The sequence below is a fragment of the Gordonia spumicola genome (assembly GCF_009932475.1).
Classification (GTDB): Bacteria; Actinomycetota; Actinomycetes; order Mycobacteriales; family Mycobacteriaceae; genus Gordonia; species Gordonia spumicola.
Map to the genome: position 1 here is coordinate 1,085,741 of NZ_BJOV01000005.1, position 25,826 is coordinate 1,111,566.

Here is a 25,826-nt window from a genome sequence, read left to right on the forward strand (position 1 = left end):
AACAATCAAGGAACGGAGGAGAAGAACATGAAAACAATCATCATCCTGCTAATCGTGCTGGCGGTCATCGCCGTAGCAGCGTGGAAACTGTGGAAGTCGATCCATCGCCGACCGTCCACCGTATCGGCCACCACGTCAATGGCGGGCAAGAAGGACTTGGCGACTGTCAAGAGGGGCGACCGGCACACCGCCGAAGCAGACTTCGTGCTAGGTCGTCTCGTGGACGATGGGAAAGTCACCCGTGACTTCGTGACGGCGGACGGTACCGGCGGCATCGTCGTCGGACCCACCGGCTCGGGAAAGACTCAGGGGATTGTCATCCCGACGATCGTGCGGCACAAGGGGCCGTTGCTCGCCACGTCAACCAAGTCGGAATTGGCCGACCTCACTATGTCGGCCCGCAGTCGGATCGGCTCGGTGGCTGTGATCGACCCGGCAGGCGTTGTAGATGGTCCTGCGGCGGCCTACGTGCGCCTGTGGACCCCTCTGCAAGCATGCAAGACGTTTAACGAGGCTGCCTTGACCACAGCCCTGCTAGTCGAGGCAGGCGGTAGTGACAGCGGCAGGACTGGCTCGTCGGTCTGGACCACCGCAGCAAAATCGCTTCTGACAACAGTTCTTTGGATGATGCGGCAGTACGACGGAACGGCCCTGTCGGATGTGCAGGTGATGCTGACGGCGCTCATGTCAGAGGGAAGCGAAGAACTCGATGCTGAGGTACCGCCTGTGCCTACCGATTTCGGCCACCTGGTCACCTGGATTGCCACTCATCCGCTAGGCGGCTGGGATGCTGGCATCGCCGTATGCGAGGCGCTGGCTGAGAACGGCAAGGCGGCGATCCTCGACGCGCAGCGAGCGGCTGGCGGCCTGCGGGCAGTGCAGCAGATCAGTGGGGCATCCGAGACGGTTGCGGGTGTGGTTTTCGGTGTCCAGGGGGCGCTGCTCTCTCTGGTCGGCTCTGAAATCGTGTGGTACGCCCGATGGGACGATCCGGGGTTGATCGATCTAGCGGCGTGGGCGTCCGAACCTGCGGGCACAATCTACGTTGTCGCGCCCGACCAAAGCGATCCGTTCCGTGGACTCTTCTGTGCATTCGTGACTGCGGCGATGAGTGCGCTCGACCAGGAGGCATGGAGCCATCAGGACAAGCGTCTGCCGAATCCTGCACTGTTCATGCTCGACGAACTGGCGAACGTCTGCCCGCTGCCACAACTTCCGCGCTGGCTTGCCACCAAGCGCTCGCAAGGCGTGAAGTTTGTGTTGGGCCTTCAAGGCCTCGGGCAACTTTGGGGACTCTGGTCGGACTCCGATGCGGAGGCCATCATCAACAACGCGGATGCTTTTATCGTCGTACTATCTGGTACGCAGGACGATAAGACAACTGACCGCGTAGAGAAGTATTCCGGGGAGTACTTGGATCGCATTGAAACCGTCTCTCGGTCGAAGTCCAGGGGGACCTCGCGGTCAATGGGCATGAGCAAGGGCGACTCCCGGAGCGAGACCGATAGCACGAACTGGAACACAAGCGCTTCGTACCGGTCCTTGGTCAAACCGGCTGGGCTCTTCCAGATGGCCTACGGTCGCGCAGCGGTGCTAATGCCACGCAAGAAGTTTGCCCTCGTGGAGATGGTCCCTGCACATGCAGACAAGGAGTTGCAAGTGCTGATGCTCCCGGCTCCGCCGCCGCCTGCACCGCCGGTCTATCGGCCAACTGCACCACGGTCACGCAAACTCGGAGAGGACGCGACGGCTGATTTCTTTACCGCCTCCTAGCGGATGAGGGCCCCATCGATTGAGGTGGGGCCCTTGTCGTAGCGCCGAGGTACGTATGGGTATAGGTGGCGATCGACACACTTGTGTTCTACATATGCGCCCCAACAGTAAGTAGCAAGACATTCAGCACGATAGACACAAGGAGGTATTGGCATGAACCGCACAGCGATGGTCGACAGGATCATCAAGAATCTTGATAGGGGTGGTCGTCCACTGACGACTGCACAACTCGCTACAAGAGAAGCCGCCAAAGCGGCCGCCCAGCGAGCAGACGAGAAGGAGGCGCGACAGATCGCGGCGGACAAGGAGCATTTCGACCGCCAGGATCGCAGGAGAGCCGAGCGCAAGGCACAGAGAAGCAGCGGGAGGGGGTTCTGATGTTGACAATCGGAGGCAATAACCACATCAACTTGGTAGGACTATTCATGCTCCTGCTGCTCCTGGCGTTGGCTGGATTTGTGATCTGCGCGCTACTGGGGAGCGTGCTCGGGATGTTCCGCGCGATCCCACGGCGGCTGATCGAACGTGAGAAGCGCCGTCAACGGCTCGAACGGCTCCTAGAAGAGCCCACAGAGGCTCCTACGCCTACAAACGACCCTGGACTACCGGAAACAGCCACAGAGCGCTCAGAGAGCCAGTCAGAGGCCAATACGGCGGTGCAAGAGGTCGTTGAGGAGCCGGAAGACATCTTCGAGCGGCTGACTCGGGGGATGTCTGCGACGGCCAAGACTGACGCTCAGATTTTCGACACGCTGGCTCGCACCGGCGGTCTGACCGGGGACGGATTCGAGAAGCGGCCAGAGACGCGGCGGCGGGCTCAGGAGACCATTCAGGAGATTCAACGACTAGCAGAGGAGGGGGCGAGGAAGCATGGCTACAACGGGTGACGGGTTTGTAATTCTGTCAGAGGCTGAGCAGCAACGGCGGGCCCGGTGGGCTGCGGCAAAGGCCCATCGAGAGGCCAAGGTCGCGCTCCAAGATGCGAGAGAAGGTTTCCCAGAGGAACTGAGCAAGCAGTTGAGCGGCATTGCTGACTTGTTGGGAGGCGATTTTGAGGACTTGGCAGCAAGCCTTGCTGCATTCGATTAGCCAACCAAGACCAAGCCCCTACCTCGTAACGTGAGGTAGGGGCTTGGTCATTGTTACAGAACCGTTATCAAATCACTTGCGTTCGTCATATGTGCGCCCACAGTAGTAGGTAAGACAACCGGCACTATAGAGAGGAGGTGAGGCCAAGGACAACCAGTAACAGAAGCAACCGACTGCGGGGATCGCACTCGGGCAACGAGGGCTGCCCAAAAACAGATAGTCAATCTACCGACTAGAATGTGGCGTAACTCACATGGAGTATATGTTGTTTGTCATATAGCGCGCCCAAGGTATCTAGTACAAGGCCAATACAAGAGGTTGAGGCCACCTTAGTTGGAGGATGGGTTAAATGAGTACAAACTTTGAAGAGATCTGCATGAGCACAAAGTTGGAAGAGTTTCAGAAGCACTGGCAGATGGCTATCGAGCAGGTAGGAGACGAATACTTCGGAACTGAGCAGCCGGGCTACGTTCTCCCCCGGCCAAATTTCCAGATGTTGGAACAGCGTGCCTGGTCGTCTTACCCGTCTGAGCAGAACGCGCTGTTGCGCCTAATGATCGGCCTCGTGACATCCGGCGCGCACCCTCAGTCGGGGACGATTGCTGACTACGCCGATTTGGTTTACACAGATTTTGAGCCGATCGTACGCGTACTGATGGCCTACTACTGTCCTCACTTTTTTTACCGGGAACGGTAAGCAACCAAGCCAGAGCCCCCTACCGCACGCTATGAGGTAGGGGGCTTTGTCATTGTTACAGAACCGTTATCAAATCACTTGCGTTCGTCATATGTGCGCCCACAGTAGTAAGTAAGAGACAGGCACTATAGAGAGGAGGTGAGGCCATAGACAGAGACCACAGACATGAACCGACTGCGGGGATCGCACTCGGGCAACGAGGGCTGCCCAAAAGCAGGCAGGCTGTTTTCATAGTTGCACTACTAATACGCTATGGTTATCAATAGCAGACCCCCCGTAAGCGCAGTGTTTACGGGGGGTCTGCTATCTGAGCCGGAGGAGGCTAGGGCTCATCTGCCCTGCTTTTTACCGTCGGCGCGCCAAATTTTTCTGGCTCATCTATGGCTATATGGCGGTCTACATATGGTGGTCTACATATGTAGGGGTATGTCGGTATATCTGTCCATACTAGGTTATCTATTGATTGGTAACACTTATCGGTTACCTGTACGTTACGTCGTTCTTACGTTCTTTGGTCGCTACGCTCCTAGAGCCCTCATTCTTCGGTCTCTTTATCTGCTTACTATTGTAAGCATCTATTCTTACGTTTCGTACGATTGAATTGGTTAATGTTATCTAAACAACTGATTCATCTAACTACTGATGATAGGTAGAAGTACTGAAGTACTTATCATCTGAGCGCTTCGCGCACTGTGTTTACTATCTGACCGTCACCTCACCGACTCAAAAGAATCATTGAAACTCGATTGAGGGGCTGCATCTTCACCGCAGGGCCACACGCCGTTGTGTGGTTGCCGAATGTTTAACTTCGTAGGCACGACTTTCTGCCACCCTCTGACGGCGGTAGTTCCCATTGCGTAGATCTTGGGGCCCGGAAAATTGAAGGCTTTCCAGTGACCTGTTGTTCACAGTGTCGGCCCACAGCAACTCGACAAGCGGGAGAGCGCCCCTGGCGGCAGATTGGGCCCTGTGGCGCCCCTCGCGTCCGTCCTGCGTAGTTGTGTCGGAAATGGGAGAAAGTCGCTCAGCGTTCGATTTAGAGGCCTTTACGGGCGTCCTGGGGGCCCCGGCGCGGCGTCGATCCGGCCAATTGGTCCTGAATTAGCCTCGAATGTGAGTTGTGTCACACACCTGGTGTTCGCCGTATATGCGCCCACGGTATCGAGTACGGCGCGGGAAAGGCCCATGCCAACTAGTTGGAGGAGATTTACATGAACGAGAAGACCAAGAAGCGGCTGCGACTAGCAGCGAACGTTGTCGTTATCCCAACGGTGTTCGCTGGCATCATCGCAGGTCCGTGGGCCGTCGCCCATGCCGACGCTGCCGAACTCACCCGCAACAAGCGCACCGGCCTACCGGAGACGAGCAAGGTCGTCCTGGCCGAGGTCACCCCTGGTGTGAAAACGGCAGGCCCCTACATGCCGTCTGTCAATGCTCCTGCGCCCCTTGCGATTTCGGAGACACAGATCAAGGAGAAGATCGTCGAGACGATCCGCTACCGCGAGAATCACCACGACACCGTGTCCATCTCCGCCGACTGCTCAGGCCAGTGGGGGCAGACCGTCACCGTCGAGCAGGTGGAGGACGGCGAGACCATCCAGGTGGACAAGTGGAAGGTCGAGGGCCGAGGCGGCGATATCGGTCTGCACTATCAGCCGCTCGCTGACAAGATCGCCGGTGTCCTCGGTGCTGCCGTCCGGAAGGATGGAGGATTCGGCTACCCCGAACTCACGGTCTCTCTGCCGATCGAGGCCGTGGCTGCGAAGGCAGACGCCCTGCACGCTGTGCTGCCGAAATGTGGGCCAGACGGTGAGGCACGCTGGAAGGACGACCTGGACGATTACGTCCACCCAGAGACGGGTAAGGCGTACCGCGACATGACTGATGCTGAGAAGGCTGACCTGCCCATTTGGGGCCCTGGCCTGCACTGATAGTCAGTCTCCTAGCGAACGATCCCCCTGTATCGCATCAGATACAAGGGGATCGTTCTTTGTCCGGCAGGGGCGTCCACATGGCAAGGAAGGATGAGCGGAGCGATTCCTTTCGCGGCAGCCGTCAGAGCATGATCGGCGTTGCAGAGCCTGGTCGCATAACCTTCGTGTAGCGCTGCAATGTCGTTGCGGAGTTGGAGTGCCCCAACTGTGCGCTGATGATGCTGACCGGTGTACCGGTGCGGAGAGCCTGCGTTGCGAACGTATGGCGGAGGTTCCGCATGGTTCGCGCTTGTCCGTTGAGACCCTTCGGGTTTGAGATACCGCTTTGGTCAACAATCTGCTGCCAGAGGCTCCGGCTGGCGGAGTAGGCGATGTGGCATCCGTTTGGGTTGAGGTACGGCAGGCTGATCGGTAGTCGTGTGTTCGAGCGAGGAGGCCGTACAGATGCCCACATGAGGGCTGTCTCTGCTGGGCCCACTTGGTGGTTGTCGGTGTGCGGGGGCTTCCAGAACTCGGGTGTGGAGGCTAGCAGCGCCTTGATGTGAGTGTCGATCATCTCTCTCACTGGTTGAATCGCGCCGTCGTCCCACAGGTCGATGAACTCCTTGGTGTGGAGGCGACGCGGCAAAGTGCGGACCCGTTGTAGAGGCTCGCCGCCAATCACTGCGAGATTGCCATCATCATCGACTCGCATGAGACGCCTGCTGACGTCCCGTAGCGCCTCGTATGGGTCGCTCATGTCGGCTGGTAGGAGATTGTCAGGCACCTTCCAGAAGTAGGTCGAGGGGCCGGGTGTTCGGTGCCTGATCGTTCTGAGGTCGGCCAGGAAGCCGCGCCGTATCGCGAGCAGATTGACGGCACGGGCCTTCGCGTGCCGTAGACCGTCCTCGGTCGCCAAATCGCTTGGTGCGCCATACTTTTCGAGGATGTCCCGTGAACTGCGTGGCCTGTGATCGGGGCCGTCGATTGGGGCTGTCCACGTCGGGACATAGATTGTTCGGGACTTCCCACCTTTCGGACGGCGAATCTCTTTGAAGCCACCGGCGTGCTCCCTGTAGGAGCGCGATATGTGTGCGTTGGCGAGTTCGCGGTATGGCTCTCCGTGGCCCGTCGTTGAGGTGTTATCCGCTCGGAAGTCGCCTACCTCTAGCGCCCGCATCTCTCCCTGTCGCAGGCCAGTGGAGGCGGTGAGGAGGATGGCTAGATGGGTGGAGCGGCCAAACGTCGCGTAGTCCCAGTTCCTGGCGTTGCCGCCCTCTCGCCGTCGCCGCTCGCATACCGTGAGGGCAGCCTCAGAGATTCTGTAAACCTCTTCCATCGTGAACACATGGTCGGGCTGAACGGTGCTCCCGCGTGTGTCGTCCTGCCGCGCATACTGTTGTGTGACAGAGAACGTCAGTCGCTCCGTGTACTCGATGGGCGCGCGTGGCAGAAGTTTCTCCACATAAGACCATTTCAGGAACGGATTCAGTTGGGAGACAACGCGTTTCTGTGTCTTCGCGGTCCCACCGGCAGCGGTTATATCGTCCAAGACTCTCTGGATGTGCTGGTACCGAAGTTCTCTGAGTTGTGTGGAGCGCAGAGGAGCGAGTTTGGTCTTCATTGCCCGCTCCAACTGGGCTGTGTACTCCAAGGAGATGTTGGGGGCCTTGGCCTGCACATACTGCGCCCAAGCGGTGCCGAAGGTGACGGTCGAGGAGCGCACGGCTGTTCCTGCCGTGAGCGCTGCATCGATGGCATGAGCCCTATCGAGCGCCTTCCCGTAGTCCTTGGTGGCGCTACTGCGCTTCACGGCTCCGTACTCGTCGGTGTAGGTGATCCGGTAGTACAGGTAGTTCTCGGTGGGTGCCGTGAGCCACACCTGGCCGATCTGCCTGCCCTCGCCGGGGGCCATTTGGGACACTCGTTTCGCTGCCATGCGACCGACTGTAGGCTAAAATGGTGGCTAAATCGAGTGTGGAGACTAGCCAGAACTGCCGTGACCTGGGAAAAGATGGGGTCGGGTGCCGAGGCGAAGTACTTCAACACGTAGCCTGGACGATATGACGACGCAGAGCGACAGGCTGCCCGGAGCGGTCTTCTGGGACATGGACGGAACGCTGCTCGACACGGAGCCGCTCTGGGAGCGGGTGCTCGTGGAGTTCGCGCGGGGGCTCGGCATCGAGATGTCGGAGTCGTTGCGTCACGCGACGATGGGGAACAGTTCCGTCGACGCGATGACCAAGGTGTACGACGCCGCGCTCGTCCCGGAGTCGGGCCGCGACTTCGACGCGGACGAGGCGTGGATGGTCCAGCGGGTGATCGATCTGTTCTCCGAGGGCACCCCGTGGCGCCCCGGCGCGCTCGACGCGCTCGGGTTGATCGCGGCAGCCGACATCCCGATGGTGCTGGTCACCAACACGATGCGCGAGGTGACCGACGTCCTGCTGGAGACGATCGGCCGCGACCGTTTCGTCGCGACGGTGTGCGGTGACGAGGTCGCGGCGGGAAAGCCCGAACCGCACATCTATCGGCGGGCAGCCGAACTCGTCGGACTTCCCGTGAGTCGATGTCTGGCGGTCGAGGATTCGCCGACCGGAGCGGCGGCGACCTTCGCTGCGGGGGTCAAGTCGATCGTCGTCCCGTCCGCGATCGACGTCCCGCCGCGTCCCACGTACACGTACCGGGACTCCCTGGTCGGGCTCACGCTCGACGACCTCGCCGCAGCTCTGGCCTGACATGCGTCCCGCGGTGCGCGACGCGAAGGGCTCGACGCGGTACCTGACAGGTCTCGGCGTCGGCCTGCTGATCGGCGCGGCGATCGGTTTCGCGACGCAGCGGTGGGCGCTCGCCGCCCTGTCCGTGATGGTGACGGCCGCCGTCGTGTACCTGGTGTGGTCCATCGGGCTGCGGTGGCCCGCGGATGCGGAGGAGACCAGAGCCCATGCGACCGCGGTGTCGGAGGACGACGAGATCGGCGATCTCGCCGTTCTCGCCATGCTCGGGGCGACACTCGCGACGATCATCGTCCTGCTGCTCGCCGCGGACGGAGCCGACGCGAACGTGTACGCGGGCGTCGCCGTCGTCGCTGTGGTGTCGGCGTGGGCGATGCTCCACACGTTGTACGCGGAGAAGTACGCCCGGATGTACTACCAGGGCGGGGTCGGCGGAATCGACTTCAACTGCGACGCGCCGCCGCGCTACGTCGACTTCTTCTACTTCTCGTTCAATCTCGGCATGACCTACCAGGTGTCCGACACTTCGGTCACCGACACCGCCTTCCGCGCCGTGACGCTCAAGCACTGCCTGGCGAGCTACGCGTACGGCACCGTCATCATCGCCTGCACCATCAACCTGGTCATGAACCTGTTGAGTTGAGAAATGCGATTGTCACCGGGGCACGATGTCTCAGCGTTGCTTGGCGACCTTCACCGCACCGACCGCCAATCCGAGGAACCGCTGATAGCTCGGTTCCGCCTCCCTCCACAGCATGTCCGCATTGGTGATCGCCTGACGTGCATCATCCACATAGGCGAGAGCCGACGCCCTGTCGATCACGTAGTCGTCGTCGTAGTCTGCGCCGTGCCGTTGATCCTGCAGGCCCACGAATGCGTCCCCGATGGCGGCAAGTTTGGGGTCGACAGTGCCGAGTGCGACCTTCAGCGCTTGTTTGCCGCCGTTGCCCCCGCTCGCGGCCTTCGACAGTTCGGCCAGATCCGTATGGGTCATCTCGACCAGGCCCACTCCGTCGTCCAGCCAATTGATCGGCGAGTTCGAGCAGTTCGTAACTCTGTATGGGGCGGCTCGCCACTACGAGCCCTCGCCGGGTGCCGTCTGGTCTTGATACGGCGCGAGGACGACACGCACGGTTTCGTCCGAACCGAACACGTCGGTGGCAATGTTTCGGGAGCGGAACCGAATCTCCCGAAACTCATCTGCGTCCCATACCTCTGTGTCAGCGAGCGACTCGACGATGACCGAGACCATGACGGCGTCGCCACGAGGGTCGGAGTCGTAAGTCCGTCTGACGTGGGAACAACCCGACCGGGCCGCGGTCGGGCAGGCGTGGAACAATACGTCCCGTGAAGACCTTCGACGAACTGTTCGCTGAGCTGGCCGAGAAGGCGCAGACGCGCCCCGAGGGGAGCGGCACCGTCGTCGCACTCGACTCCGGCATCCATACGCTCGGCAAGAAGATCATCGAGGAAGCAGGCGAAGTGTGGCTGGCCGCCGAGCACGAGTCCGACGACTCCCTCTCCGAGGAGATCTCGCAGCTCGTCTACTGGCTCCAGGTGATGATGATCAAGCGCGGTCTCACGCCTGCCGACGTCTACAAGTACCTCTGAGCCGACCCAAGTACCTCTGAGCCGACCCAAGTACCTCTGAGCCGACCCAAGTACCGCTGAGTCGACCCCGCTACCTCTAGGAATTCCCCACATGTTGCGTGTCGCAGTCCCCAACAAGGGCGCGCTGTCCGAAGCCGCCGCCGCCATCCTCTCCGAGGCCGGCTACCGCAAGCGGTCGGACCCGAAGGACCTCTCCGTCATCGACGTCAACAACGACGTCGAGTTCTATTTCCTGCGCCCGAAGGACGTCGCGATCTATGTCGGCGCGGGCACCCTCGACCTGGGCATCACCGGTCGCGACCTGGCGGCCGACTCGGGCGCCGAGGTGATCGAGGAGGTCGCGCTCGGCTTCGGATCGTCGACGTTCCGCTACGCGGCCCCCAACGACCAGACGTGGACCGTCGACGATCTCGCGGGCAAGCGGATCGCGACGTCGTACCCGAACCTGGTCCGTCGTGACCTCGCGTCCCGCGGCATCGACGCGGAGATCATCCGCCTCGACGGCGCCGTCGAGATCTCCATCCAGCTCGGTGTGGCCGACGCGATCGCCGATGTGGTCGGCTCCGGACGCACCCTCCGCCTGCACGATCTGGCTGCGTTCGGCGAGTCGCTGTGCGACTCCGAGGCCGTGCTGATCCGGAATCCGGAATCGGTGGAGGCGTCGAAGGCGGCCAAGCAGTTCATCGCCCGTGTCCAGGGCGTCGTATTCGGTCAGCAGTACGTGATGATCGACTACGACTGCCCGAAGCCGCTGCTGGAGCAGGCCGTCGCGATGACCCCGGGCCTCGAATCGCCGACAGTGTCGCCGATGCTCGACCCGGAGTGGCTCGCGGTTCGGGCGATGGTCCCGCGCAAGTCGCACCAGTCGCTCATGGACGACCTGTCCGAGCTCGGCGCCCGCGCGATCCTCGCGTCGGACATCCGTTCCTGCCGGTTCTAGTCGGTCGGGCCGGACCCTTCGAGTCGAAAGGCGAGGCCTGCTCAGCGGGCGTCGACGATCATGTCGGTCTGCGCGGACCGGCCGAGGAAGCCGGACACGTCGTAGAGGTCGGCGAAGCTGGCACCGTAGCCCGTCCGCCCGACGGCGAGGTCCGAGTCGATGCCGAGCCACGGGCTCGTCGGCTGGCCCACCAGATGGACGGTGGTGTCCATGTTCATCCACGACCAGCGGGTCGGGTCGAGGCGGGTGCCGACGCCGTTCGCGACGTCGAGCACCGTGAAGATCGACACCAGATCCGACGACACCTCGCCCTCGACGAGGGGGAGGGCCGCCTTGATCCAGACGGCCGGAGTGGAGCCGGTGCGTCCGTCCTGCCTGGCGATCACCGCGGTGCCGATGAAGCCGATGCGGCCCCATGCGACGCCCTCGTCGCCGTCCTCGGGGAACCCGACGATCTGGGGGAGCTCATCGGGCGTCGACGGGAGCCGATCGCGGGGGCTGCTCTGGGCGTCCGCGGTGTCGGAGGCCAGGATCCGCCAGGCGACGGTGCGTCCGGCGACGCGGAACTCCCCGTCGGGCATCTGACATTCGAGTTCGGCCGTCACCTGTGAGATCCGTCGTCCGGGGCGGGACACCCACGCGCGGACGCGGTTCACGCCCAATCCCATCGCGCCGAGGATCTCCGTCGTGACGCGGGTGATGTGCTGGCCGTCGTCGGCGACCACTCGAGTCATCGCGCGCATCATCAGACCCGCCGGCGGGCCGCCGTGCTGCAGGTCGGACGACCACACGCTGATCGTCGCCTCGGTCGGCTGGAAGTAGTCGAAATCGGGGTCGGCGCCGTCGGGCGTCTCGAGCGGGACGTAGTAGCTGGTCGCTGCCGATTCGATGTCTGCCATGAGCGTCACTCTATGCTTGAAGGCGTTCGTGCCCCGCTCTCGACCCGTTAGGAACCAGTCACCGATGCCGACAACCGGCCCGTTCGCCGAGGGCGACCGCGTACAGCTCACCGACTCCAAGGGACGCAAGTTCACGGTCGTGCTGGAACCGGACAAGCAGTTCCACACTCATCGCGGTGGAATCGAGCACAACGACCTGATCGGCGCCGACGAGGGATCGATGGTGAAGTCGGCGAACGGCACCGAATACCTCGCTCTCCGCCCGCTGCTCACCGATTACATCCTGTCGATGCCGCGCGGCGCCCAGGTGATCTATCCGAAGGACACCGCGCAGATCGTCGCCGAGGGCGACATCTTCCCCGGAGCCAAGGTCCTCGAGGCCGGCGCGGGGTCGGGCTCGCTCACCCTGTCGCTGCTGCGGGCGGTCGGCGTCAACGGTTCAGTCCGGTCGTACGAGGTGCGCGAGGACCACGCCGAGCACGCGGTCCGCAATGTCGAGACGTTCTGGGGTGGGGCCCCCGACAATTGGAGCCTCGTCGTCGACGATCTCGCGAATCACGATCCGGCCGACCAGTACGACCGCATCATCCTCGACATGCTCGCGCCGTGGGAACACCTCGAGCTCGTGTCGAAGACCCTCAAGCCCGGTGGCGTCCTCACGGTCTACGTCGCGACGGTCACGCAGTTGTCGAAGGTCATGGAAGGCCTGCGCGACCTGCAGTGCTGGACGGAACCGCGCGCATGGGAGTCGCTGGTCCGCGAATGGAGCGCCGTCGGCCTCGCCGTGCGGCCCGAACACCGCATGCAGGGACACACCGCATTCCTGATCACCGCCCGACGACTCGCCGACGGCACCGAAACCCTACGCGTGCAGCGTCGTCCGACACGCGGGTAGCGTAGGAACACGGAGCGAAGAAGCACGTAGCGACGAAGGAGGCCCCGATGACCCCGCCAGTGCAGTCCGGTGCGAATGGGGAGTCCGGTGCGAGCGGCGACTCTCCGCAGGAGCGGATCGACAAGCTCACCACCCGGAACACCAAGCTGACCGAACTCCTCAAGGAGGCGCGGCAGCAGCTCATCGCACTGCGCGAAGAGGTGGAGAACCTCGGTCAGCCGCCGAGCGGGTACGGCGTGCTCCTCGGAGTCACCGACGGCGACACCGTCGACGTGTTCACGTCGGGCCGCAAGATGCGACTGACGGTCTCGCCGAACATCGACACCGAGACGCTCCGGCGCGGGCAGTCGTTGCGGTTGAACGAGGCGCTGACCGTCGTCGAAGCCCTCGGGTACGACGAAGTCGGCGAGATCTCGACGCTCCGCGAGGTGCTCGCCGGCGGACGTCGAGCGCTCGTCGTCGGGCACACCGACGAGGAGCGGGTCGTCCACCTGGCCGACGCCCTCGTCCACACCGAGGACGGCGGCGACCGCGACCGCAAACTCCGCCCCGGCGACTCGCTGCTCGTCGACGGCAAGGCCGGCTATGCACTCGAGCGGATCCCGAAGGCCGAGGTGGAGGATCTGGTCCTCGAAGAGGTCCCGGACGTCGACTACGAGGACATCGGCGGTCTGCGCCGTCAGATCGAACAGATCCGAGACGCCGTCGAGCTGCCGTTCCTGCACAACGACCTGTTCGCGGAGTACTCGTTGCGCCCGCCGAAGGGCGTCCTCTTGTACGGGCCGCCCGGCAACGGCAAGACGTTGATCGCGAAGGCTGTCGCCAACTCGTTGGCCCGTCAGATCGCCCAGGTCCGCGGTGACGACTCGAGTGAGGCGAAGAGCTACTTCCTGAACATCAAGGGTCCGGAACTGCTCAACAAGTTCGTCGGTGAGACCGAACGGCACATCCGCCTGATCTTCCAGCGGGCGCGCGAGAAGGCGTCCGAGGGCACGCCGGTGATCGTCTTCTTCGACGAGATGGACTCGATCTTCCGGACCCGTGGCTCGGGTGTCTCGTCGGACGTCGAGACGACGGTCGTCCCGCAGTTGCTCAGCGAGATCGACGGTGTCGAGGGCCTCGAGAACGTCATCGTGATCGGTGCGTCGAACCGCGAGGACATGATCGACCCGGCCATCCTGCGGCCGGGGCGTCTCGACGTGAAGATCAAGATCGAACGGCCAGACGCGGAGTCGGCCGTCGACATCTTCACCAAGTACTTGACGACGGATGTGCCGCTGCACGCCGACGAGGTCGCCGAGTTCGGCGGCGACCCGCAGGCGTGTGTCGACGCGATGATCCAGCGCGTCGTGGAGCGGATGTACGCCGAGACCGACGACAACCGGTTCCTCGAGGTCACCTACGCCAACGGCGACAAGGAGATCATGTACTTCAAGGACTTCAACTCGGGCGCGATGATTCAGAACATCGTCGACCGTGCCAAGAAGTACGCGATCAAGGCACATCTGGAGAGCGGTCAGCGCGGCCTGCGGATCGGGCATCTGCTCGATTCGATCCTCGACGAGTTCGCCGAGAACGAGGACCTGCCCAACACCACCAACCCGGACGACTGGGCCAGGATCTCCGGCAAGAAGGGCGAGCGGATCGTGTACATCCGCACACTCGTCACCGGCAAGGGCAGCGGGGCCAGCCGCGCGATCGACACCGAGTCGAACACGGGTCAGTATCTCTAGGAGCGAGTCGTTCCAGCGACCGAATGAGGCGGGTCTGACCGGCTAGTGTGATTCCCGATGAGTACTCCAGGAATCACCCCGCCGCTCAAGGTCCGTGTCGGCCAGGGCACGACACAGATCGTGCGGGTGTCGCCCGCGTCCGTCGGGCGGACGCCGGACAACGAGATAGTGGTGAACCATCCGCTCGTGTCGCGGCGGCACCTCTCCGTCGAATGGTCGCCGGGCGCGGGATGGCAGGTGATCGACGCGGGCAGCACAAACGGGATGTACGTGGACGGGGTCAGGCAGAACGTCGTCACCGTCGGCGCCGGGGCGCGGGTGCTGCTGGGCGACGGTCAGACCGGCCCCGCACTGGAACTGACGCCCCAGGCTCCCGCGGCGGCGACGTTGATTCCGCCGCCGTCGGACGGTGTCGCCCGGGCCCGGTCGGTCACCCCGCCGCCGCACCCGCCGAGCGGCCCGATGCCGGAGCAGCCGCGGCCCACGATCCGCACGCCCATCGCGCAGCAGCCGCAGTCCCAACCGTTCCCGTCCGCGCCGATGCCCTCGCAGCCGATGCCGCCGCAACCGATGCGACAGCAGGCTCCCCGGTTCGGCGAGCTGCAGGACGCTCCGCATCTGGCGGCGTTGCATCAGAACGCCTCGGCGATCTTCCAGGTGCCCGGCGAACTCCGTGACGGCGGCCGCGAGACCATCTCGCTGTCGGGTGTGCAGACGATCGGCCGTACGCCGGACAACGACATCGTCGTCAACGACGTGCTGGCGTCCCGCCACCATGCGCGGATGTCGTCGTCGCCCCAAGGGCTCCTCCTCGAAGACCTCGGCAGCGTCAACGGGACGTTCGTCAACGGTCAGCGGGTGTCGGCGCATCGGCTGAGCGAGAACGACGTCGTCACGATCGGCAACTCCGACTTCGTGATGTCGGGCGGAGCCCTCGTCCGTGGACGACCGCAGGTCGACGTGGCAGGCGGTGTCCAGGTCGATGGCGTGAGCCTCACGATCGACGGGAAGACGCTCCTCAACGACATCTCGTTTGCCGCGGCGCCCGGTTCGTTGACGGCGATCATCGGCCCGTCGGGTGCCGGCAAGTCGACGGTGTCGAAGATCGTCGCGGGTTTGAACAGCCCGACTGTCGGTGTGGTGACGTTCGAGGGCCGGGGTGTGCACACCGAGTACGAGGCGTTGCGCACCCGTATCGGGATGGTCCCGCAGGACGACGTCCTCCACCGCAGGCTGACCTTGCGTCAGGCGTTGCGGTATGCGGCGGAGCTTCGGCTTCCGTCGGATCTGAGCACTGCCGACCGCGATCAGGTGATCGACGGTGTGCTGTCGGAGTTGCAGTTGACCGAGCACGTCGACACGCGGGTGGACAAGCTGTCGGGTGGTCAGCGTAAACGCGCATCGGTGGCGATGGAGTTGTTGACCGGTCCGTCGCTGCTGATCTTGGACGAACCGACCTCGGGCCTCGACCCGGCACTCGACCGCCAGGTGATGCAGACACTGCGGCGGTTGGCCGACGCGGGCCGTGTGGTCCTCGTGGTCACGCACTCGCTGACCTACCTCAACCTGTGCGATCAGGTGCTGCTCCTCGCACCCGGAGGCAAGACCGCATACTGCGGCGCCCCGAGGGACGTCGGAGCCGAACTCGGGACCACCGACTGGGCCGAGATCTTCGCGTTCACCGCCGACCGGCCGGACGAAGCGTGGGCGCGCTATCGGCAACGTCATCCGCACACGTCGAAACCGCAGGCGGCGCCACCGTCCGGACCGCCGATCACCGTGCCGAAGGCATCGGGTGGACGTCAGGCGAGCACCGTCTTCCGGCGTCAACTCAGGCTCATCCTCGCCGATCGCGGCTATCTCGTCTTCTTGTGCGTGCTTCCCGTCGTCCTCGGACTCCTCACCCTCGTGATTCCCGGTGAGCTGGGATTCGGCATCGCCGAACAGGGGGTCGGCGCGTCGCCGGGCAGCGCCAAGGTACATGTCGAAGCAGTCCAGCTCCTCGTCGTCCTGGTGATCGGCGCGGCGTTCATGGGCGCCGCGTTGACGGTCCGCGACCTCGTCGGCGAACGCGCGATCTTCGAACGCGAACGTGCTGTTGGCCTGCGACCGGGCGCCTATCTGTTCGCGAAGGTCGTCGTGTACTTCCTGCTCACGGCGGTGCAGTGCGCAATCATGCTCGGCCTCACGTACGGCTTGCGGGACGTCCCCGAGGAGGGCGGCGTCTTCCTGCCTCCGGCGATAGCCCTCTATCTGGCGATCACCGCCCTCGCGTGTGTCAGCACACTCGTCGGCCTGGCGATCTCGTCGATGGTCAAGTCGAACGAGCAGACGATGCCGCCGCTCGTGATCGCGATCATGGTGCAGCTCGTCTTCTGCGGCGGCTTGTTCCCGATCACCTCGGCCGGGGCGGCCCAACTCGGCTGGCTGTTCCCGGCGTATTGGGGATACACGGCCGCAGCCCAGGCCGTCGACGTCCCCACGATCAACCCCGACGCGGCCCAGGTGAAACTGAACGACGCGGGGGAGATGAAGTACCCGCTGTGGGAGCCGACGGCGTCGCACATGCTGCTCGCCTACGGTGTCCTCGCACTCATGGCCGTACTCCTCGCGGCTCTCGTGTTCTCTCGCCTGCGCCTGCGCCGCCGGTAGGGCCGCGGGCGGGGCGCATATGTTCACATCTGTAGACCCGATTCCGATTCGGCCACGGCGCATACTTGTTGCGGGAGTGTCCGGAGTCGGAAAGACCACGCTCGGGCGACGCATCGCTCAGGTCGTGGACGCGCCGCACACTGAGATCGACGGGCTCTTTCACGGGCCGAACTGGACGCCGCGGACGACGTTCCTTGAGGATGTGGCAGACCTTGCGTCCACAGAGGCGTGGGTCACCGAGTGGCAATACGCGGGTGCGCGCCCGGTACTGGCGGCTCGCGCGGATCTTCTGGTCTGGCTAGATCTGCCGTTCTGGACGACGACTTTCCCGAGGGTGGTGCGTCGTACTGTGCTGCGGCGTGTTCGACGCGAGGCGCTTTGGAATGGCAATGTAGAACCGCCGTTCCACCAAATTCTGACCGACCCCGACTACATCGTCCGATGGGCGGTGTCGACGCGGCACAAGTATCGCGATCAGATTCCACAGCTGGACCATGATTCGTTCGGTCTCTCGGTGGTGCGCTTGACATCGACCCGTGAGGTCGATCGATGGCTGAAGGGACCGCTCGCTCGCGCGGTCTCGTGAGCCCGGCGGGATTCCACAACGTCGCCGACCTTCCGCAGGGCCCGGATCTGCCCAGGAGCACACGAACACGAAGGCCCGCCGCAGGAGGGGCGGGCCTTCGCGTCAGAGCGGTGGGGTCACGGCTTCGTGATCGTCACCGGCTCCTCCCACTTGGACGTGGTGAGCGTGATGTCGCCGTCCTTGGTGTTCAGGCTGATCTCGACGAGGTTGTTCGGCGAGTCGTAGGCGATCCACGCGGTAGCCGGATGCTCGCCCTTCAGAGCGCCGGGGCCCTGGGTCGGGAAGATCGAGTCGAAGTCGGCGGAATCGAGGGTTCCGGTCACCTTGACGGCCTTCACACCGTTGTGCGTGGCGGTCTCGCCGACCTTCGGGTTGTGGAACTTCGTCAGGAGGTTCGCCAGACCCTTGTCCTCGGAGAGGACGACCGACGGGTCGTAGGTCCGCTGACCCGACGGAGCCTCGGTGAACGACGCGGCGCCCTTCTCCTTCGTGTACAGGCGGCCGCCGATGATCACGAACTCGTACTCCTTGAACGAGTCCGTCAGGCGGAACTCGCCGGTGCCCTTCGCGGCGGGGGCGGGCTTGGTCACGACGTCGCCGTCGAGGCTGTTGACCGGAAGGCCCTTGAAGTTCTTGTCGACGGTCATGTTCAGGTGGACCGCGGTGGTGAGGCGAGTGGTCTTCGCAGCCTGCTCGAGCAGGGCGTTGGCATCGGTCACATCCACGGACGGCGCGGTGCCCGACCGGGGCGAATCGCTCATCGGGGGAGCGGACTGCGCGGCCGTCGTGTCGTCGCTCTTCTTCTCCGTGGAGCAACCGGTCAGCACCACAGCGCCTACGGTCAAGAGAGCGACTGCGGGCGCGGCCCACTTCCTGGTGACGGATGAGCCCGCCTGCTTGGGTGTCTTCATAAAAGGAGACCGTAGCGTAAAACCTGCGGCGGATGGTCTCGGCGAACCGGTTCTCTATCAACTGAATGATCGGGTGACACGGGCGTAGGAGAGCGGTGGTTAAGATCCATTGGAATCTCATCCACGTTCTTTTTCACGGAGGCCGACAATGTCAGCGGACAACGCAGCCACGACAGGGGTCGACGGCGAGTCCGACATCGGGCCGGACCTCGGCAGGAGGGCGGCGCCGGACGGCGGGCCACAGTTGTCGAACGTGTGGGTCTACAACGGTCGCGCGTACGATCTCACCGACTGGATCTCGAAGCATCCCGGCGGCGAGTTCTTCATCGGTCGCACCAAGAACCGCGACATCACGTCGATCATCGGCGCTTACCATCGCGATCCCGAGCGCATCGGGCGGATGATCGAGCGATTCGCGCTCGATCGAGACGCCGTCATCGAAGACGTCCACCCGAAGGCGAACGCCCCGGCGTTCCTGTTCGACAAGGACTTCGACAGCTGGCGCGACACCCCGCACTACGACTTCTCGCAGTCGACGGATCTGCTGCACGCGGTGAAGGGACGACTGTCCGAACCGACGATGGCCGCGAAGATCAAGCGGATGGACCGGATCTTCGACGCCGTCGCGATCACCTTGTTCATCGCGTACTTCGCGGTGATGGGTCTGCGCCTGTACGACACGTCATGGATGCCGCTGCCCGCGTTCGTGCTCGCCATGGTGCTCCTGCGCAGTTCGCTCGCGGGCGTCGGGCACTACGCGATCCATCGTGCGCAGAAGGGGTTCACCAAGATCGCGGTCAACGCGTTCGACATGAATTACGTCGCGTTGTCGTTCGTCACCGCCGACGGTCATGCGCTGCTGCACCATCCGCACACGCAGAGCGACGTCGACATCAAGAAGAACGTGTTCACGTTCATGATGGATCTTCCGCGTCTGTATCGGGTGCCGATCCACACGCTCCACAAATTCGGTCACACGGTGACCGGGATGACGATTCGTCTCCTCGAGATCTGCAAATTGACTCGACAGGTCGGCATCGCCGACATGTACGGATCGTGGAAGGGCGGACTGCCGCACTTCATCGGTTCGTTCGGCATGCGTTTCCTGCTGCTCGGCGAGATGATCGTGTTCATCGTCGCGGGCGACTTCTGGGCGTGGCTGCTGCAGTTCGTCGTCACGATGTGGGTGTCGACGTTCCTCGTCGTCGCCAGTCACGACTTCGAGATCGACACCGATGAGATCGAGGCGAACACCGACGACTGGGCCGTCAACCAGGTGGAACAGGCCTACGACCTGAAGGTCGTCGGCAACCGGTACGTCGACTGCTTCCTCTCGGCCGGCCTCAGCTCGCATCGCGTGCATCACGTGCTGCCGTTCCAGCGGAGCGGATTCTCGAACATCGCGACCGAAGACCTCCTCCGTGAGGAGGCCGCGAAGTTCGGTGTCGAATGGGAGAAGTCCAAGTGGTTCCTCACCGACCGGTTCCCGAAGCAGCTGTCGACGTATCTGGGCGCGAAATCGCGTACCGCGGTCGAGAACGACTGGGGATTCTTCCGTGAGCATTTCTCGCCGACTGCATTGAAGACGTGCGGTGAGTACACGGTCAAGGGATTCACCGGCATAGGCACCGTCTGACCATTCCGCGAACGTCTTCATTCGATCGACAGACGACGTATTCCCATTCGGAGCCGCAACCGTAGATCATCGATTGTGAGCACACCGACTCCCGGCACAGAAAGGGGCGACGACATGTCGCACACCACCGGAGCACACTCCACCAACCCCTTGGCGCGCGTAGCGGTCGCCGCACCGGGGTTCGGGGCCGATGCCCTGCCGTCGCCGCCCACCACCGTCGCCGTGATCGAATCGCTCGCGACCGGTGCACCGGCGAGGATCGTCGACCAGACGACCGCAGCGGGTCAGGTCGCCGCCCTGTTCGACGATCCGGCGGTCGCCGAGCGCATCGTCCGGGTGTACGACAAGACCCGGATCGCGACTCGACACTTGGCGATCGACCCGATGGCTCCGGAGTTCCTGGAGTACAGTCGCCGTCCCGGCACCGTCCGTGAGCGGATGAACATGTACTTCGAGCACGCCACACCGCTGGCGGTGGACGTGGCGGGCCGCGCGATCGCAGGCATCGCCGATCCCGCCGCCGAGATCGGAATGCTGATCTTCGTCACCAGCACGGGATTCATCGCACCCGGCGTCGACGTCGCCGTCATCAAGCAGCTGGGCCTGTCGCAGACGATCAGTCGTGTCGTCGTCAACTTCATGGGATGCGCCGCCGCCGTCAACGGCCTGCGGACCGCCACCGACTACGTCCGAGCGCACCCGGACAGCAAGGCCCTGGTGGTCTGCCTGGAACTGAGCTCGGTGAACGCGGTGTTCGGTGAGGATCCCGTCGAGGTCGTCACCCACAGCCTCTTCGGCGACGGGTGCGGCGCGATGGTGGTCGGAGCCAGCGAGGTCGGTCGCCAACTGCCCGCAGGCCGGATCGTCGTCCGCGACACGTTCAGCCACCTCTTCGACGACGCCGAGGACGGCATCGTGCTCGGCGTGAACGACGACGGCATCACCTGCGATCTGTCACAGCAGCTGCCCGACTACATCTACCGCGGTGTCGGGCCCGCGCTCGACGCCGCGATCGCCCGGTCGGGCCTGGGGCGCGACGACATCGACCTGTGGGCCATCCATCCGGGCGGGCCCGCGATCCTGCACCAGTCGGCTCGCTCGCTCGGCCTGTCCGAGGAGCGGTCCCAGCCGAGCTGGGACGTCCTGCGCGACTACGGGAACATGCTCAGCGTCTCGCTGGTGTTCGTGCTCGAGCGCATGCTGGCCGACGAGGCCGCACGCGACCACGCCGAGCCGGTGCCGCCGTCGACCGGTGTCGCGTTCTCCTTCGCACCCGGTGTGACCCTCGAAGGCATCCTGTTCGACGTGGTCCGCGGATAGGGGACCCGCCATGAAGCTGATCCGATTCCTGTTCTCGGTGTCGTGGCGGGGGATCGCCGCGGCCGTACTGATGGGTCTGATCGGTGGTGCGGCCAACGCCTTCCTCGTCACCCAGATCAACGCGGCCGTCGCCCCGCCGGACGCCGGACGCCACGCCTCGTGGCAGATGTTCGCGCTCACCGTCGCGGTCGTGATCGTCAGCGGTCTCGCGTCGCAGCTGCTGCTGATCCGGCTCGCGCAGCACGCGATCTACCGACTCCGCGCGCGCCTGAGCGCCGGCGTGGTCTCGGCGCCGTTGGAGCATCTGGAGAGGCTGGGCTCGCATCGGCTGCTGGCCACGCTCACCGAGGACGTCCGCTCGTTGTCGATGGCGGTGTCGGCGATCCCGTCGATGTGCGTCGACATCGCGACCATCGTCGGGACGCTGACGTTCCTCTTCGTCCTGTCTGGACCGCTGTTCGCGATCCAGGTCGCGGCGACGCTCGCCGCCATCGGAATCGTCGAATCGTTCCTCAAGCACGTCCGCGGCATCTTCCGGGCCGCGCGTGAACGCGAGGACGACCTGCTGAACTCCTTCACCGCGGTCAGCGTCGGCATCAAGGAACTCAAGGGGCACCGCGGCCGCCGCCGCCAGTTCATGGACGAGAAGCTGCTCGGAACCGCCGCCGACCTGCGGGACATGAACGTCTCCGCGGGCTCGAAGTTCGCGATCGGCCAGAACCTCGGCCAGATTCTGCAGCTGTCGACGATGGCCGTGATCCTCTTCGGTGTCGCGGCGTGGATGACGATGCCGCAGGAGACGATGGTCGGCTACGTCATCATCACGACGTTCCTCGCGATGCCGATGCAGAACTTCATGAGCCGGATCCCCGACCTCGTGCGCGGTGGCGTGGCACTCGACAAGATCAAGGCCATCCAGCTGTCGATGGAGGCCCTGCACGACGAAGAGCTGCTGCCGTACGAGGAGCGTCCGGTCACGGCGGACCCGCGACTGGTCCTGGCCGGCATCGAATACACCTACCTCGGCGAGCCCGCCCCGGCCGGGCCGCCGCCGCACGGCGAACGTCCCGAAGCCGGGCCGCCGCATCGTCCGCCGCCGCCCACCACGCGCCCCGACGTCGACTGGTCCGATCGCGGACGCGACGAGGACGTTCCCGACGGCAGGCTCCCGCAGCGTCCCGGCGACGTCGGAGCCCGCGGCCATCGCGGACCGCCGCCCGGCGGCCCCCCGCCCGGACCACGGGGCCCCCGACCCGGTCGCCCCGGCGATCAGGCTCCGCCCCCGCCGCCGTCCGGTTTCCACCTCGGACCGATCGACGCGACGTTCGCGCCCGGCACCGTGTCGTTCATCGTCGGCGGCAACGGCAGCGGCAAGTCGACCCTGGCGAAGCTGCTCACCGGCCTCTACGTGCCGCAGCGCGGCACGATCTCTCTCGGCGGTGAGCGGATCGACCACGACAACATCGAATGGTTCCGGCAGAACACGGCCGCGGTCTTCACCGACTTCCACCTGTTCGAGGAGTACCTCGGATTCGACCGGCCCGACCTTGACGACGAGGTCCGCAGGTATCTGCGCATGCTCCGCATCGACGACAAGGTGTCGGTGTCGGGCGGACGCCTCTCGACCGTCGCCCTCTCACAGGGGCAGCGCAAACGCCTCACGCTCGTCACCGCGCTCCTGGACGACCGGCCCATCTACTTGTTCGACGAGTGGGCGGCCGATCAGGAACCGCAGTTCCGTGACACGTTCTATCGTGAGATCCTGGCCGACCTCGCCGCACGCGGCAAGACGGTCATCGTCATCACACACGACGACCGCTACTTCGACATCGCCGACCAGCTGATCAAACTCGACTTCGGCCGGATGGACGTCGAGCAGAGCCGCACGCTCGTCGCCGACCCGCAGGCCCGACGTCTCGAAGGAGAACCGACCAGGTGACCGTTCCGCCCCGCTCCGGTGTCCCCCCGCTGCAGGTCCGAGTGGCGCAGGGGCGGCCGCAGATCGTCACGGCGACGCCCGCGACACTCGGCCGCACGCCAGACAACGCGATCGTCGTCAACCATCCGCTCGTATCGCGGCGCCACCTGTCGATCGAGTGGACGCCGCAGACGGGCTGGCAGGTGATCGACGCGGGCAGCACCAACGGGATGTACGTGAACGGGGTGCGGCAGAACGTCGTGTCCGCCGCGGGCCCGATCGCGGTCATGATCGGCGACGGCCAGACCGGTCCGCTGCTGGAACTGGCGCCCGCGGTCGCCGCACCACCCGCGTCCGCGCCGTTCCCGGGTCGACCGGGGCCGCCGCCGTCGGCGCCGTTCCAGGCACAGGCTCCCCGATTCGGCGAACTGCCCGATGCTCCGCATCTGGCGGCGTTGCATCAGAACGCCTCGGCGATCTTCCAGGTGCCCGGTGAACTGCGGAACAGCGGTCGCGAGCAGATCGTCCTGTCGGGTGTGCAGACGATCGGCCGTACGCCGGACAACGACATCGTCGTCAGCGACGTGTTGGCGTCCCGTCATCATGCGCGGTTGTCGTCGTCTCCGCAGGGTCTGCTGCTGGAGGACCTCGGCAGTGTGAACGGGACGTTCGTCAACGGTCAGCGGGTGTCGGCGCATCGGCTGAGCGAGAACGACGTCGTCACGATCGGCAACTCCGACTTCGTGATGTCGGGCGGAGCCCTCGTCCGCGGACGCCCCCGCGCGCAGGCCGCCGGGGGACTCGAAGTGTCCGGCGTCGGTCTGACGATCGACCGGAAGGAACTGCTGACCCAGGTCTCGTTCCGCGCGGCGCCCGGTTCGTTGACGGCGATCATCGGCCCGTCGGGTGCGGGCAAGTCGACGGTGTCGAAGATCGTCGCGGGCCTGAGCAGCCCGACGGTCGGACTCGTCACCTTCGAGGGTCGCGGCGTGCACACCGAGTACGAGGCGTTGCGCACTCGTATCGGCATGGTCCCGCAGGACGACGTCCTGCATCAGCGGCTCACCCTGCGTCAAGCACTTCGTTACGCGGCCGAGCTGCGTCTGCCGTCCGATCTGAGCACTGCCGACCGCGACCAGGTGATCGACGGTGTGCTGTCCGAGCTCCAGCTGACCGAGCACGTCGACACCCGCGTGGACAAGTTGTCGGGCGGCCAGCGCAAACGCGCATCGGTGGCGATGGAGTTGTTGACCGGTCCGTCGCTGCTGATCTTGGACGAACCGACCTCCGGACTCGACCCGGCACTCGATCAGCAGGTGATGCGCACCCTGCGCAGGCTCGCCGACGCGGGCCGCGTGGTCATCGTCGTCACCCATTCGCTCACACACCTGACCCTCTGCGATCAGGTGCTGCTGCTCGCGCCGGGCGGCAAGACCGCGTTCTGCGGGTCGCCGCACAAGGTGTCCGACGAACTCGGCACAACCGACTGGGCCGACATCTTCGCGTTCGTGGCCGACCGGCCGGACGAGGCCTGGAACCGGTACCGGCATCGCCACCCCGACTCGGGGGCCCCGCCTGCGGCCCCGGCTCTCGGTCCGATCCCGGCCATCCCGCGCAAGAGCATGGTCCGGCAGATGAGCACCGTCGCCAGGCGGCAGTTCCGCCTGATCCTCGCCGATCGCGGGTACCTCGTCGTGCTGTTGGCGATGCCCGTCATCCTCGGCGTCCTGACGATGGTCCTGCCCGGCGAGAAGGGTTTCGCCGTCAGCACCGACCCGCCGGGGGCGCAGCCGAGCGATCCGAGCGAAGCTCTCCAGATCTTGACCGTCCTGGTGATCGGCGCCGCGTTCATGGGTGTCGCGCTCACCGTCCGCGATCTCGTCGGCGAACGCGCGATCTTCGAACGCGAACGGGCCGTCGGACTGCGTCCCGGTGCGTACCTGTGGGCGAAGGTCGTCGTGTTCTGCCTGGTGGCGACCGTGCAGGTGGCGGTGATGCTCGGATTGGCGTTCGCGCTGCGCGCATTCCCGACCCCGGACGGCGTCACCGAGCCGGGCACCGACTATCCGCTAGTGCCGCCCGCGGTGTCGTTGTTCCTCGCGGTCGCCGCGACCGCGTGGGTCAGCGTCTTCGTCGGGTTGACGATCTCGGCGTTGGTCCGTTCGAGCGAGCAGACGATGCCGCCGCTGGTGATCGTCATCATGGTGCAGCTCGTGCTCTCCGGCGGACTCATCGCGATCGGCTCGGCATTCGTCAAACCGATCACGTGGCTGCTGCCGACCTACTGGGGATACGCGAGCGCCGCGCAGGCGGTGAATCTGCCGTACGTCGCCCCGCAGGCGTACGTCGAGCAGGTCAGGCCGATCGACTCCAATGACCCGTCGAGCCCGATCATGTACACGTTCTGGGATCCCACACCCGCCCACACCGCCATGACGTACGGAGCACTCGCCGTACTCGCGTCGATCCTGGCGGCCGTCGTCTACTCGCGCCTGCGCCTGCCCAAACGGTGAGCCCG

The 25,826-nt window shown here is 64.5% G+C and carries 21 protein-coding genes; 17 read left to right on the forward strand and 4 right to left on the reverse strand.

Annotation, left to right across the window (positions count from 1 at the left end):
* Positions 1-27 precede the first annotated feature (27 nt).
* From GYB83_RS16360 to GYB83_RS16380, 5 genes are all read left to right on the forward strand, one after another.
* Entirely contained in the window at positions 28-1,773 is a 1,746-nt protein-coding gene (locus GYB83_RS16360; RefSeq protein ID WP_161896471.1) for a type IV secretory system conjugative DNA transfer family protein, read from the forward strand.
* 153 nt (positions 1,774-1,926) lie between these two features.
* A complete protein-coding gene (locus GYB83_RS16365) occupies positions 1,927-2,151 on the forward strand; it encodes a hypothetical protein (RefSeq protein WP_161896472.1) in 225 nt (74 codons plus the stop codon).
* Between the two features lie 47 nt (positions 2,152-2,198).
* Positions 2,199-2,660: a hypothetical protein gene (locus tag GYB83_RS16370; protein WP_161896473.1), complete on the forward strand. Its 462-nt coding sequence runs from the start codon at positions 2,199-2,201 to the stop codon at positions 2,658-2,660.
* Positions 2,661-3,211: 551 nt separating this feature from the next.
* Positions 3,212-3,559: a hypothetical protein gene (locus tag GYB83_RS16375; protein WP_161896474.1), complete on the forward strand. Its 348-nt coding sequence runs from the start codon at positions 3,212-3,214 to the stop codon at positions 3,557-3,559.
* 1,211 nt (positions 3,560-4,770) lie between these two features.
* Positions 4,771-5,490 (forward strand): hypothetical protein, encoded by a 720-nt coding sequence (locus tag GYB83_RS16380; RefSeq protein WP_161896475.1) that lies wholly within the window; start codon positions 4,771-4,773, stop codon positions 5,488-5,490.
* Between the two features lie 124 nt (positions 5,491-5,614).
* Here GYB83_RS16380 and GYB83_RS16385 read toward each other — a convergent pair whose 3' ends face one another.
* Entirely contained in the window at positions 5,615-7,411 is a 1,797-nt protein-coding gene (locus tag GYB83_RS16385) for a tyrosine-type recombinase/integrase (RefSeq protein WP_161896476.1), read from the reverse strand.
* A gap of 124 nt (positions 7,412-7,535) precedes the next feature.
* Here GYB83_RS16385 and GYB83_RS16390 point away from each other — a divergent pair, with 124 nt between their 5' ends.
* Both GYB83_RS16390 and GYB83_RS16395 read left to right on the forward strand, forming a co-directional pair.
* The gene (locus GYB83_RS16390) at positions 7,536-8,210 is read left to right on the forward strand and encodes an HAD family hydrolase (RefSeq protein WP_161896477.1); all 675 of its coding nucleotides are present in this window, start codon (positions 7,536-7,538) and stop codon (positions 8,208-8,210) included.
* 1 nt (position 8,211) lies between these two features.
* Positions 8,212-8,850, forward strand: a complete 639-nt coding sequence (locus GYB83_RS16395) for a DUF1345 domain-containing protein (RefSeq protein ID WP_161896478.1) — start codon at positions 8,212-8,214, stop codon at positions 8,848-8,850.
* A gap of 30 nt (positions 8,851-8,880) precedes the next feature.
* Here GYB83_RS16395 and GYB83_RS16400 read toward each other — a convergent pair whose 3' ends face one another.
* Positions 8,881-9,216: a hypothetical protein gene (locus GYB83_RS16400; protein WP_161896479.1), complete on the reverse strand. Its 336-nt coding sequence runs from the start codon at positions 9,214-9,216 to the stop codon at positions 8,881-8,883.
* A gap of 338 nt (positions 9,217-9,554) precedes the next feature.
* On the opposite strand from GYB83_RS16400, the gene GYB83_RS16405 reads away from it, so the two are divergent.
* Complete coding sequence (locus tag GYB83_RS16405; RefSeq protein WP_161896480.1) at positions 9,555-9,818, forward strand: phosphoribosyl-ATP diphosphatase; 264 nt, start codon at positions 9,555-9,557, stop codon at positions 9,816-9,818.
* 91 nt (positions 9,819-9,909) lie between these two features.
* Complete coding sequence (gene hisG / locus GYB83_RS16410) at positions 9,910-10,758, forward strand: ATP phosphoribosyltransferase (protein ID WP_161896481.1); 849 nt, start codon at positions 9,910-9,912, stop codon at positions 10,756-10,758.
* Positions 10,759-10,799: 41 nt separating this feature from the next.
* On the opposite strand, the gene GYB83_RS16415 is transcribed toward hisG, so the two are convergent.
* Positions 10,800-11,657 carry a thioesterase family protein gene (locus tag GYB83_RS16415; protein ID WP_161896482.1) on the reverse strand — a complete coding sequence of 286 codons (858 nt, stop codon included), beginning with the start codon at positions 11,655-11,657 and terminating at the stop codon, positions 10,800-10,802.
* Between the two features lie 64 nt (positions 11,658-11,721).
* On the opposite strand from GYB83_RS16415, the gene GYB83_RS16420 reads away from it, so the two are divergent.
* The 4 genes from GYB83_RS16420 to GYB83_RS16435 all read left to right on the forward strand — a co-directional run bounded on the left by GYB83_RS16420 (position 11,722) and on the right by GYB83_RS16435 (position 17,523).
* A complete protein-coding gene (locus GYB83_RS16420) occupies positions 11,722-12,552 on the forward strand; it encodes a tRNA (adenine-N1)-methyltransferase (RefSeq protein WP_161896483.1) in 831 nt (276 codons plus the stop codon).
* Positions 12,553-12,599: 47 nt separating this feature from the next.
* Positions 12,600-14,285 (forward strand): proteasome ATPase, encoded by a 1,686-nt coding sequence (gene arc, locus GYB83_RS16425; RefSeq protein ID WP_161896484.1) that lies wholly within the window; start codon positions 12,600-12,602, stop codon positions 14,283-14,285.
* A gap of 57 nt (positions 14,286-14,342) precedes the next feature.
* Entirely contained in the window at positions 14,343-16,937 is a 2,595-nt protein-coding gene (locus GYB83_RS16430) for an FHA domain-containing protein (protein ID WP_161896485.1), read from the forward strand.
* 124 nt (positions 16,938-17,061) lie between these two features.
* A complete protein-coding gene (locus tag GYB83_RS16435; protein ID WP_308469648.1) occupies positions 17,062-17,523 on the forward strand; it encodes a P-loop NTPase family protein in 462 nt (153 codons plus the stop codon).
* 116 nt (positions 17,524-17,639) lie between these two features.
* Here the strand turns inward: GYB83_RS16435 and GYB83_RS16440 are convergent, their stop codons facing one another.
* Positions 17,640-18,434: an LppX_LprAFG lipoprotein gene (locus GYB83_RS16440; RefSeq protein WP_161896486.1), complete on the reverse strand. Its 795-nt coding sequence runs from the start codon at positions 18,432-18,434 to the stop codon at positions 17,640-17,642.
* Positions 18,435-18,582: 148 nt separating this feature from the next.
* On the opposite strand from GYB83_RS16440, the gene GYB83_RS16445 reads away from it, so the two are divergent.
* From GYB83_RS16445 to GYB83_RS16460, 4 genes are all read left to right on the forward strand, one after another.
* Complete coding sequence (locus GYB83_RS16445; RefSeq protein WP_161896487.1) at positions 18,583-20,070, forward strand: fatty acid desaturase; 1,488 nt, start codon at positions 18,583-18,585, stop codon at positions 20,068-20,070.
* Between the two features lie 114 nt (positions 20,071-20,184).
* Entirely contained in the window at positions 20,185-21,390 is a 1,206-nt protein-coding gene (locus GYB83_RS16450; protein ID WP_161896488.1) for a type III polyketide synthase, read from the forward strand.
* 10 nt (positions 21,391-21,400) lie between these two features.
* Positions 21,401-23,329: an ATP-binding cassette domain-containing protein gene (locus GYB83_RS16455; RefSeq protein ID WP_161896489.1), complete on the forward strand. Its 1,929-nt coding sequence runs from the start codon at positions 21,401-21,403 to the stop codon at positions 23,327-23,329.
* A complete protein-coding gene (locus GYB83_RS16460; protein WP_161896490.1) occupies positions 23,326-25,821 on the forward strand; it encodes an FHA domain-containing protein in 2,496 nt (831 codons plus the stop codon). The genes GYB83_RS16455 and GYB83_RS16460 overlap by 4 nt, the downstream gene beginning before the upstream one ends.
* Positions 25,822-25,826: the final 5 nt, after the last annotated feature.

Excerpts from the sequence above, each read along its gene's own strand:
- GYB83_RS16455 (WP_161896489.1), top strand. The coding sequence starts at position 21,401 with ATGAAGCTGATCCGATTCCTGTTCTCGGTGTCGTGGCGGGGGATCGCC.
- GYB83_RS16365 (WP_161896472.1), top strand. The coding sequence starts at position 1,927 with ATGAACCGCACAGCGATGGTCGACAGGATCATCAAGAATCTTGATAGG.
- GYB83_RS16445 (WP_161896487.1), top strand. The coding sequence starts at position 18,583 with ATGTCAGCGGACAACGCAGCCACGACAGGGGTCGACGGCGAGTCCGAC.
- GYB83_RS16420 (WP_161896483.1), top strand. The coding sequence starts at position 11,722 with ATGCCGACAACCGGCCCGTTCGCCGAGGGCGACCGCGTACAGCTCACC.
- GYB83_RS16360 (WP_161896471.1), top strand. The coding sequence starts at position 28 with ATGAAAACAATCATCATCCTGCTAATCGTGCTGGCGGTCATCGCCGTA.
- GYB83_RS16370 (WP_161896473.1), top strand. The coding sequence starts at position 2,199 with ATGCTCCTGCTGCTCCTGGCGTTGGCTGGATTTGTGATCTGCGCGCTA.
- GYB83_RS16375 (WP_161896474.1), top strand. The coding sequence starts at position 3,212 with ATGAGTACAAACTTTGAAGAGATCTGCATGAGCACAAAGTTGGAAGAG.
- GYB83_RS16430 (WP_161896485.1), top strand. The coding sequence starts at position 14,343 with ATGAGTACTCCAGGAATCACCCCGCCGCTCAAGGTCCGTGTCGGCCAG.
- hisG (WP_161896481.1), top strand. The coding sequence starts at position 9,910 with ATGTTGCGTGTCGCAGTCCCCAACAAGGGCGCGCTGTCCGAAGCCGCC.
- GYB83_RS16415 (WP_161896482.1), bottom strand. The coding sequence starts at position 11,657 with ATGGCAGACATCGAATCGGCAGCGACCAGCTACTACGTCCCGCTCGAG.
- GYB83_RS16450 (WP_161896488.1), top strand. The coding sequence starts at position 20,185 with ATGTCGCACACCACCGGAGCACACTCCACCAACCCCTTGGCGCGCGTA.
- GYB83_RS16385 (WP_161896476.1), bottom strand. The coding sequence starts at position 7,411 with ATGGCAGCGAAACGAGTGTCCCAAATGGCCCCCGGCGAGGGCAGGCAG.
- GYB83_RS16380 (WP_161896475.1), top strand. The coding sequence starts at position 4,771 with ATGAACGAGAAGACCAAGAAGCGGCTGCGACTAGCAGCGAACGTTGTC.
- arc (WP_161896484.1), top strand. The coding sequence starts at position 12,600 with ATGACCCCGCCAGTGCAGTCCGGTGCGAATGGGGAGTCCGGTGCGAGC.
- GYB83_RS16390 (WP_161896477.1), top strand. The coding sequence starts at position 7,536 with ATGACGACGCAGAGCGACAGGCTGCCCGGAGCGGTCTTCTGGGACATG.
- GYB83_RS16395 (WP_161896478.1), top strand. The coding sequence starts at position 8,212 with ATGCGTCCCGCGGTGCGCGACGCGAAGGGCTCGACGCGGTACCTGACA.
- GYB83_RS16440 (WP_161896486.1), bottom strand. The coding sequence starts at position 18,434 with ATGAAGACACCCAAGCAGGCGGGCTCATCCGTCACCAGGAAGTGGGCC.